Origin of the sequence: Psychrobacter sp. (assembly GCF_030457785.1) — a bacterium.
In the GTDB taxonomy this organism is placed as follows: domain Bacteria; phylum Pseudomonadota; class Gammaproteobacteria; order Pseudomonadales; family Moraxellaceae; genus Psychrobacter.
On sequence record NZ_JAKDUI010000093.1, the window covers coordinates 1 to 9,648 of the forward strand.

The window sequence follows — 9,648 nt, forward strand, 5'->3', positions numbered from 1 at the left end:
AGTATGAGCATTACCTAAGAAACCCCTACCTCTAAGGTAGTGGGTAGTTCATTACCATCGTTTTGCACTAAATACATCTTCAATTTTAAGAGCATTTATTATGAGTCAATTTGTTAAAGCGGTTTTATTTGATCTGGACGGGACGCTCATCGATACCGCTGCTGACTTTGTGCGTATCATCCGCAATATGAGCGATGAAAACGGTTGGCAGGCACCGCCTGAAGCAGATATTCGAGCGCAAGTGTCTGCAGGCGCTTCGGCGATGGTACAGCTAATGTTGCGTCACAATGAGCAAGCCACCTTCAGTGAAGCTGAATTGCTTGAGTTTCGTCAGCAGTTTCTGGATGATTACGAAGCCGAAATATGCGTTGATAGTTGCGTGTTTTTTGCGTTGGAAGAAGTTCTGAAAACCCTTGAAGCAAAACGTGTACCCTGGGGTATCGTTACCAATAAGCCACGTTATCTAGCAGAGCAGTTACTGAGCAAGATGGAGTTGGAAGAGCGCTGTGCGGCGTTGGTCTGTCCTGATGATGTAGCTCGCTCAAAACCCGACCCAGAGCCTATGTATATGGCGTTAGAAAAACTGGGTATCCCTCGTGGTGCTGCTGGCAGTGTTTTGTATGTCGGTGACCATATACGTGATATTCAAGCAGGCAACGCAGCTGGCATGCCAACTATTTTGGCCGCGTATGGCTATATCCCACCTGAATACCAGAAGAGCTTCAAGAAATGGGGAGCAAATTATATCGTCGAAACCCCTGAGCAACTAAATACGTTGCTACTGTCTTCTGGTAAGTTTGATTATTTATAAGTTTACTCGTTGTCAGTCAACAGTAAGCAACTAAAGCAACTGAGGTCAATAATGATCAATAATAAATTAATTTCTAACCAGCAGTAACCAAGTATCTTCAACTATTAAAATCTAACCATTCAATGACCAGTAGTGAGCGCCCCATGAGTGACAGTATCAATCAGCCAGATAGCCAGCATTATAAGAATAATAATGACCAACCAGCCGTACAAAGTGCTAATTCACCTCTAACACATGAGCAGATTCGTGAGTTCGTCGCGCCTGATAATTGCTTAGACGGTAAGACTATTTTGGTAACGGGTGCCGGCGACGGTATTGGTCGCGTGGCTGCCTTAACCTATGCTCGGTATGGTGCGACCGTGCTGTTGTTAGGACGCACGAGCAGTAAGCTCGAATACGTGTATGATGAGATTGAAAGCTTTGGTGGCAAGCAACCAGCTATGTTACCAATGAACCTCGAAGGCGCAACTTATGCTGAAATGCAGCAGCTAGAAGGATTGATCGATAAAGAAATTGGTCAATTGGATGGTATTTTGCATAATGCCGGCATACTCGGGCAGCTAACGCCACTAGAGATGTACGATGTTGATGCGTTCTCTCAAGTGATGAAGATAAACTTTACTGCCACCTTTATGCTGACGCAGGCATTGTTGCCATTACTCAAAGACGCTAAAAACGGCTCTATCGTCTTTACGTCTAGTTCAGTAGGCACGCACCCACGAGCATTTTGGGGTGCTTATGCACTATCAAAGCAGGCAGTAGAAGGCATGAGCGATATATTCACACAAGAAACGCATAACATCACCAACCTGCGTTTCAATTGTATCAATCCTGGCGGTACTCGCACGAATATGCGTGCACATGCTTATCCAGGAGAAAACCCCATGAGTCTAAAAACGCCAGAAGATATTATGGCAGGATATGTTTGTTTGATGAGCGACGCCAGTATCGGTGTGCGCGGGCAAGTCGTCGCCTTACAGCCCAAAGACTAGTATCCACAAGTGGTGGCTAGCAACTGACTAGTACTTAAGACATAACAGTAAAAAACGACCCCACTAATTACTTAGTAGGGTCGTTTTTTCGATAAGGCAGGTCGTTTTTTTAATAAAGTGGGTTGTTTTGAATGCTGGCTGAAGCAGTGATATTAAGTGTCTCTGTCATTCTGCTAGCTGTATCACCAGAGCCATCAGTTCACGATCGTAGGCTTCCCAATCTATGGTTGACTGTTCTGAGGTAGAAGTAATGTTCGTCATGTTTTGTCCTGCTTTATCCTTCACAACGATATTATTGTCATCTATGGCGACATCATCTCCGTTGTTTTTATCGTGCCTATTATCGATATCGCCAGCATCGTCATCCAAGTGTAGAATAATTTCTAATCGGCTATCGGTCTGAGCACTCACTGTACTGGTGGTCAGGCTATCAGGGGTAAAGTTGACTTGCAGCCAACCATCATCTGTGTGCACGATGCCCTTGATACGCTGCCAGTTAGGCAATGCCAAAAGCCAGTTTTGTAGGTTGTCAGCTTGCAACACATAGTGTGATGGCAGTCGCCAACCTGCCAACAATACATCCTGCTGTTGCTCATGATAGCGGTAAGGCTGATTAGAGTGTGAGCTGTTGTGGTCGTCAGTATCGTTGGTCAAGGCGGTAGAAGACGGATTGGATAAAGGACTAGTTATTGTAGCAGCTGATACACTCGCCGTTCTAGGTTGCAAGTTAACCATCGATTGCTGCGGATGCGCGATAGCAACCTTGCGCTGTTTTGAGAGGAGTTGACTGGGTTTAGTCAGTTGCTTACTTAACGCTGTCAAATAAGCCTCAGCCGTCGTATCAGTCATGTCAGCCGTCGTTGGTATAGGTGTTGCCCAGATAATTGATACCTGTGCATTTAGTTTTCTTATCCATTCTTGCAACTCGTGTGTTTCGACGTCGTTTAATTGCGCATAGCGGTTGACCACTAGGACATCTGCTTCACGGACATGCGCCTGAAAACCATCGTGCGTACGGTATTTTTTCTGTTGCCATTGTATACCGCTTAATACCGTTATCACTGCTTGCATTTTTAGCGCCGTTTGCCAATGTGGGGCAGCAAGCTGTTGTACGAGTTCGCGAGGGTGGGCGAGACCAGTGGGTTCAATGAGCAAACGCTGCGGATGATGATCGCTGAGTAGGCGACTGATAGCGATTTGTAGAGGCAGCTGACTGGTGCAACAAATACAGCCACCACTGACTTCGCGTATCGCAATATCGCTTTTATCAGCAGCACTATCCTTTGTGCTCATTAGTAGAGCGCCATCAATGCCAATACGCCCAAACTCATTAATCAGCAAGGCCCAGCGCTCGTCACTGGGTCTGCTGGCAAGTAGTTGGTTGATGATGGTGGTTTTACCCGCACCCAAAAACCCTGTCACTAAAGTGCAGGGTATGTTTTGAAAGATAGTAGATTTTTTCAAAGATATACCTATCATATAAACGATAGTAAGCAGGTGCTATATCACAAGCTCAAAATGGAGACACGCTCAGGGCCAGGCACGTCAACCTCTGACGTTCGGAAAAGATTATGCGTCTTTGTCTACGTCAGCTTCTGTTTCGTCTGGTACAAATACATAGCCCACACCCCAAACCGTTTGGATATAGCGCGCTTGAGAAGGATTGTCTTCGATCAGGCGACGTAAGCGTGATACTTGTACATCGATAGAGCGCTCCATTGCACCCCATTCGCGACCTCGAGCCAGGTTCATCAGTTTATCGCGTGTCAATGGCTCACGTGGATGTTGTACCAATGCTTTGAGTACTGAAAACTCACCGGTGGTCAAGGTAACCACATTGCCGTCACGTTTTAGGGTGCGAGTCGATAGATCGAGTGTCCACGGACCAAATTCAACCACTTCAAGTTGATGGCTAGGTGCACCCGGTAGCTCGCGGTTTTGACGACGCAATACTGCTTTGATACGAGCCAACAGCTCTTTTGGGTTGAAGGGCTTTGGTAGGTAGTCATCCGCACCAGCTTCTAGCCCAGCGATACGATCGGCGTCGCCACCTTTGGCGGTAAGCATGATGATAGGAATGTCAGCATTGTCTTCACGTAAACGCTTGCAAATGCTGATACCGTCTTCGCCTGGTAGCATTAAATCTAACACCACCAAGGAGAACAATTCGCGCTGCATCAGCTTATCCATTTGGTTGCCGTCATGGGCTGTACGGACGACAAAACCATCGTCTTCTAGAAAGCGCTGCAGCAACGAGCGCAGACGCGCATCGTCATCGACGACTAAGATACGCTGAGTCAAAGTATCAGGGTTGGTGTTGTCTGTCATACAGGCATCCTCTTATAAAAATTATTATTAGCAGAAATTGTCGGTATCAATCATACATAAAAAGCGATGAGTAAACACAGTATCATTATTTAGTCTTTTTCAGAACGAAGATCCTTTTCAGCAAGTCCTAGATTCGAAGAGTATTTAAATACTTTTGTTCAATACGTCACAGTAGGGCAGAAATTGTGTCATTGATACTTTAGTGTATAAGATTGCACCAGTAATTGCATCACCCATAGAGATAAATGCTGTATGCGTTTGTTTAACAAGACAGTGAAACGGATGATATCAGGGGATTTCTGCTATAAAATACCTGATAAATAACGAAAAGATAAAAAGGATTTTTATTCATGCAGCTTTTGCTATAATGCAAAACTACATTTCTCAACGACTGATACGTATATGAGTAGCACTGATACCTTAACGCCATCTAAAACCTCGACAAATGCACAGGTTTTGGATGCCACCACACACGCGAATATTCACGACAAACTTGCTCGCGCGCTTGGCATTAAGACTGCTCAAGTCAATGCGTTTGTCAAACTTTACGATGAAGGCGCGACCGTTCCGTTTATCGCCCGTTACCGTAAAGAAAAGACTCAAAACCTGGACGATGCGCAGCTGCGTACTTTAGAGAAGTCTCTAAATTATGAGCGCGACATGGCGACACGTCGTCTCAAAATTACTGAGCTGCTCAGCACGCAAGGCAATTTGACGGACGAATTACAAACTCGAATTGATAATGCGACGTCGAAGCTTGAGTTAGAAGATATCTATCTGCCTTACCGACCGCGTCGCCGTTCACCAGCAGCGAAAGCGCGTGCTGCGGGACTTGATGTGGCTGCTCAGGCGCTGTTGACGCAAGAGATTACGCCGACAGAGGCATTGGCTGATTACCAAGCACCAACGAATATCTCTGACGATAATGGCAGCGAGATAGAAGTTGACTTTAGTGATATCGACAAACAGTTGGCTGGCGTACAAGCCATCATCGTTGACGAGTGGACACAAGCGTTAGAACTGCTGGATGGTTTACGTAATGGCTTTGCCAAAACGGCAAGTATCGTCTCAAGCGTTGCAAGTGATGAAAAACGTGAAGTCGGTGAAAAGTTTAAAGATTACTTCGATCACAGCGAAAGCCTTGCACGTTTGCCCAACCATCGTTTATTAGCGATGCTACGTGGACGTCAAGAGAATGTTTTGGGACTGAAGGTCGAAGGCGAAGACGCACCTTTTGTCGAAAAAATAATCAGTCACTTCAGTGTTGATGCTAAAGCACCAGCCGAACGTCGTGAGTTTTTAACAGAAGCTGCCAATAGCCTATGGAAAGACAAATGGCGTCCGCATATTGAACATCGCTTATTGACTGAAAAGCGCCTGACTGCTGAAGCAGATGCGATAGATGTCTTTGCCAATAACTTGCAGCACTTGCTAATGTCAGCACCTGCTGGGCGCAAAGTGATTTTAGGTGTCGACCCTGGTATTCGCCACGGTGTTAAAATGGCCATCGTTGATGCACAAGGCCATGTCATGTTAGATGATGCAGGTGAGGCTGCTGTGGCAACTGTCTATCCTTTTGCACCTGATAACAAGATGGATGAAGCCAAAACTGTCATTGACGAGTTACTAAGTACTTATAATGTGGATCTGGTTGCTATCGGCAACGGTACTGCAAGTCGTGAAACAGATGCGATGATTAAAGAGATTTTGACAGATAATAATGCGCTGAAAGCCAAAGCAGTTATCGTCAATGAGTCTGGTGCATCAGTGTATTCGGCCAGTGAGCTGGCTAGTGACGAGCTTGCCAATTTAGATGTGTCGTTGCGCGGGGCAGTGTCTATCGCTCGTCGCTTACAAGACCCTCTCTCAGAGCTCGTGAAGGTCGATCCAAAAGCCATCGGTGTGGGTCAATACCAGCACGATGTGAACCAAAACCAGTTGGCCGATAGTCTAGACAAAGTCACGCAAGATAGCGTGAACGCCGTGGGTGTGGATGTGAATACCGCTAGCCCAGCTATCTTGGCCCACATTGCAGGTTTGAATCGTAATGTCGCTCAACAAATCGTCACTTACCGTAAAGAGCATGGCGCATTTGATAGCCGCGAAGCATTAAAAAATGTCCCACGTCTAGGTGTTAAAACTTTTGAGCAAGCAGCAGGTTTCTTGCGTATCCATGATGGTAGTAATCCACTTGATGCCACTGGTGTGCATCCAGAAAGCTATGAGCTGGTCGATAGTTTGATTGAGCAGACAGGCAAGACATTGTCAGAAATATTGGGTAACGATGGTGTGCTTAATACTATTGATACCACTGCGATCGCTGCAAATGATGACAATATTAGCGTAAAAGCAATCTTAGACGAGCTTGCTAAGCCAGCACGTGACCCACGACCAGAGTTTAAGACGGCGAATTTCCGTGATGACGTCAACAGCATTAAAGATCTAGAAGAAGGCATGCAGCTAGAAGGTGTTGTGACTAACGTGACCGCGTTTGGTTGTTTCGTTGATGTCGGCGTTCACCAAGATGGTTTGGTTCATATTTCACAAATGGCGAACGATTTCGTTGCAGACCCGATGAACCGTGTTAAGCCAGGCAATATCGTGTCAGTGCGTGTCATCTCTATCGATGAAAACCGTGGCCGTATTGGTTTTAGTATGAAGCCTGAGTCTGAAAAACCAGCACATTCAGCGTCAAAATCTGCGGCAAAGAGTGCAAGGTCTGACGAGAAAGTCAGTCGTCCAAAGGGTAATCGTTCAGCTGCTGACAAACGTCCAAGTAAGTCACGTGGCAATCGCCAAGACAAAAGCGGTAGCAATCGCAGCAAAGCTCCTAAACCTGAAAAAACTGAAGCGCCTAGCAAAATGGGCACGTTGGGTGCACTGCTGCAAGAAGCGGGCGTGACCAAGAATAAGAAGTAATGAGAAAAGTTAACCACGAGAAATAGTAGCATGTTCTAGGCATTAAAAAAGGCAGCCAATAGGCTGCCTTTTTTATGTCATTCGCAAAATAAAATGGTAGTTAATTCCATTCACCATAAGCATAGGGTGTCCAAGCAAACTAGGCAGAACTCTCTACGTTGTCGCTTAGGTGGGCTTAGCTAGGATTTAGTATTGGCTAGCAGTGTTAGATAACTGATTGTATAGTGCGTCACCCATATCTTGGTTGTTTTTTGAAGCATAACAAATGTGTTGCCTTGATTTGCATGACAGTAGATCTTGCCTAGCTATTTTGCGATGGCTGCTGCATGTCAGCTGGTGGTTGCTGCATGTCTGCTGGTGGTTGCTGCATGTCTGCTGGTGGTTGCTGCATGTCTGCTGGTGGTTGTTGCATGTCTGCTGGTGGTTGTTGCATGTTTGCTGGTGGTTGTTGCATGTTTGCATTACCACTGGTTTGTGCAAGCGAAACGGTTTGAGTTTCATTGATCATAAATGGGGTTTGTTCGGCTGAGGCTAGATTGCCTTCTGCATTGTCGATTTCAGCTTGTAGTGCGCTTTCAGCGTCAGCTTCCGCTGTTTGTACGTCCGAAGGTGCTGCCATTGCCAAGCTTGGAATTGTTAGCGCTGCGCCCATAAGTAGAGATAGAGATAAAGTACGTTTTTGCATGATTAAATTCCTTGAGTTACAGAGTAGGTATGTCAGTTCAAAGCACTATTGTTAGAACAGCCTTAAAATTGACCCAGGGTTTAATATTATTTCGTATAGTCAGTAGCTTCTTGTAGCTAGTATACAACTATCTGTTTAAACAATAATATGTAGGTAGAGTGAAGTCATGACAGTCGTCATGAGCATCATTATTCAATTAGGGTAAAGACTTCGTTAACTAATAGTTGGTAGTCATCAAGTCCGAAAGAGAGAATAGCAATTAAGCTCTCGATGGTTCAGTAGTACATAAATTAATAGTCTAACGGTTTGATGTTTGCATGTGACATCGTGCAATCACTGTAGCTATGTTGTTATGTTGAAATACTTGGTGGTTTCGATGAGATATCAGCCTCTATTTCGAGGTGAGAGTATACCCTGAGTAGCTCTAGTCATAGAAACCCGTACTTTCTGAGCAAAGTACGGTCATGGAATTGCTAAAAAATATATCTGCTCATTATTCTATGCTCGAGGTAAATTCTATAACTAGCTCAAGATGACTAAGATTGGATGGATTAACCGTCCACAACCTCAAAGCTAAGGCCAGAGTGATCTTCTAAGCGTGCGATCAGTTTCTCGCCCATCGCAGAGGCTGGTGTCCAAAACCCACCACCGACGTCGTCTTTGCTGATGTCTTGTGCCAGACATAGAGCCGCTTGAGAGAGCATGCGGGAGGTGCTGCCGTAGCCAGGATCTTTGTCTCCGGTTACCTTGGTGTTGATCGTCTCTTTTGTGCTGGACTGCCCAAACAAGCGAATATCAAAATAGCCGTTTTCTTGTTCATCTTTTGAGGGACCAGAGCCTGATTTGGGCAATACGTGTTTAGATAATAGCTCACGGCTTGGGGTAATCATCATGGCGGTAGCGAACCCAAACAGCCCTGCGCTCAGTGCGTAGCTGGATAGCTTTCCTTGCATACCATCTTTCATCCACATCGCTTCGTCGTATTTGAACTCACGTCCATAGTTATAGTCGAGCAGTTGATTGGTGCGATGTACGATACGGGTGTTGATACTCGCCATGACAAAAGGCGCCAACCAGCGCTTATGCTTATCATCGTATTCTGGTTTGCTAATATTGGTTTGACGGACATTTGGCGCGTCTTTGTCGCCATTCAATAGATAGGGGTTCGCCACTTGCTTACGGCGCGATTTGTCTTTTCCAACTTCTTCAAAAATCGTCGCCATGGAAGCAACAGTGCCACCTGAAAGACCGCCTTTTGCGGCTTTGACGCGCATATGGATGACATCGCAAGTATCGCCAAACTGCTCTTGTGCCTGTGTTTGGGTGAAGTAAACGCCCAAATCTGAGGGGATCGAATCAAAACCACAGGAGTTGACAATGCGCGCGCCACTTTGCTCGGCAGCCTCCTGATATTTGTCCATCATGTCTTTGATAAATATGGCTTCACCCGTGAGATCGACATAATCAGTACCATTAGCGGTACAAGCCTTAATTAAAGGCTCACCATATTTGAGATAAGGGCCGACTGTTGAGATGATGACTTGTGTTTGTTTGGTCATATCATTCAAGCTTTCACTGTCGTTGCTGTTGGCAATGATGATGTCTACTTCGCTCTCCAGCTGAGACTGGAGTTTGGTGAGTTTTTCTTGGTCGCGTCCGGCGATCGCCCAAGCGACGTTAGAGCCATCTGTGTCTTTTGCATTGGATAAGAAGTTTGTTAAGTAATGGGCAGTAATTTTCCCGACGAAGCTGGTGGCACCATATAGCACGACTGAGTAGGGGCGACTGTCGCTGTTGCTTTGTAGTGTATTATTTGATGTGTCCGTATTGGTACTCATGTTTATTATCCTTAATAGATCGTTTAACATTTTACCGCAGAAATCCCCTACCTCTAAGGTAGTGGGATGAATGCG

The 9,648-nt window shown here is 45.6% G+C and carries 7 protein-coding genes; 3 read left to right on the forward strand and 4 right to left on the reverse strand.

What is annotated here, in order from left to right; translation table 11 throughout:
• The first annotated feature begins 100 nt into the window (after positions 1–100).
• Both L0J61_RS06110 and L0J61_RS06115 read left to right on the forward strand, forming a co-directional pair.
• Positions 101–811 carry an HAD family hydrolase gene (locus L0J61_RS06110; RefSeq protein ID WP_301465446.1) on the forward strand — a complete coding sequence of 237 codons (711 nt, stop codon included), beginning with the start codon at positions 101–103 and terminating at the stop codon, positions 809–811.
• Positions 812–954: 143 nt separating this feature from the next.
• Entirely contained in the window at positions 955–1,803 is an 849-nt protein-coding gene (locus L0J61_RS06115; protein ID WP_301465447.1) for a YciK family oxidoreductase, read from the forward strand.
• A 165-nt stretch (positions 1,804–1,968) separates the two neighbouring features.
• Here L0J61_RS06115 and L0J61_RS06120 read toward each other — a convergent pair whose 3' ends face one another.
• On the reverse strand, positions 1,969–3,267 hold the full coding sequence (locus L0J61_RS06120) for a GTP-binding protein (protein WP_301465448.1): 1,299 nt from the start codon (positions 3,265–3,267) through the stop codon (positions 1,969–1,971).
• A gap of 105 nt (positions 3,268–3,372) precedes the next feature.
• Entirely contained in the window at positions 3,373–4,131 is a 759-nt protein-coding gene (gene ompR, locus L0J61_RS06125; protein WP_301465449.1) for a two-component system response regulator OmpR, read from the reverse strand.
• 402 nt (positions 4,132–4,533) lie between these two features.
• Here ompR and L0J61_RS06130 point away from each other — a divergent pair, with 402 nt between their 5' ends.
• Positions 4,534–7,050, forward strand: coding sequence for a Tex family protein (locus L0J61_RS06130; RefSeq protein WP_301465450.1), 2,517 nt, complete (start codon positions 4,534–4,536; stop codon positions 7,048–7,050).
• 301 nt (positions 7,051–7,351) lie between these two features.
• On the opposite strand, the gene L0J61_RS06135 is transcribed toward L0J61_RS06130, so the two are convergent.
• Together L0J61_RS06135 and L0J61_RS06140 are read right to left on the reverse strand one after the other, a co-directional pair.
• Positions 7,352–7,735, reverse strand: coding sequence for a hypothetical protein (locus L0J61_RS06135; protein ID WP_301465451.1), 384 nt, complete (start codon positions 7,733–7,735; stop codon positions 7,352–7,354).
• A gap of 551 nt (positions 7,736–8,286) precedes the next feature.
• Positions 8,287–9,573 carry a trans-acting enoyl reductase family protein gene (locus L0J61_RS06140; protein WP_301465452.1) on the reverse strand — a complete coding sequence of 429 codons (1,287 nt, stop codon included), beginning with the start codon at positions 9,571–9,573 and terminating at the stop codon, positions 8,287–8,289.
• Positions 9,574–9,648 lie beyond the last annotated feature (75 nt).

Excerpts from the sequence above, each read along its gene's own strand:
- L0J61_RS06110 (WP_301465446.1), top strand. The coding sequence starts at position 101 with ATGAGTCAATTTGTTAAAGCGGTTTTATTTGATCTGGACGGGACGCTC.
- L0J61_RS06115 (WP_301465447.1), top strand. The coding sequence starts at position 955 with ATGAGTGACAGTATCAATCAGCCAGATAGCCAGCATTATAAGAATAAT.
- ompR (WP_301465449.1), bottom strand. The coding sequence starts at position 4,131 with ATGACAGACAACACCAACCCTGATACTTTGACTCAGCGTATCTTAGTC.
- L0J61_RS06130 (WP_301465450.1), top strand. The coding sequence starts at position 4,534 with ATGAGTAGCACTGATACCTTAACGCCATCTAAAACCTCGACAAATGCA.
- L0J61_RS06135 (WP_301465451.1), bottom strand. The coding sequence starts at position 7,735 with ATGCAAAAACGTACTTTATCTCTATCTCTACTTATGGGCGCAGCGCTA.
- L0J61_RS06140 (WP_301465452.1), bottom strand. The coding sequence starts at position 9,573 with ATGAGTACCAATACGGACACATCAAATAATACACTACAAAGCAACAGC.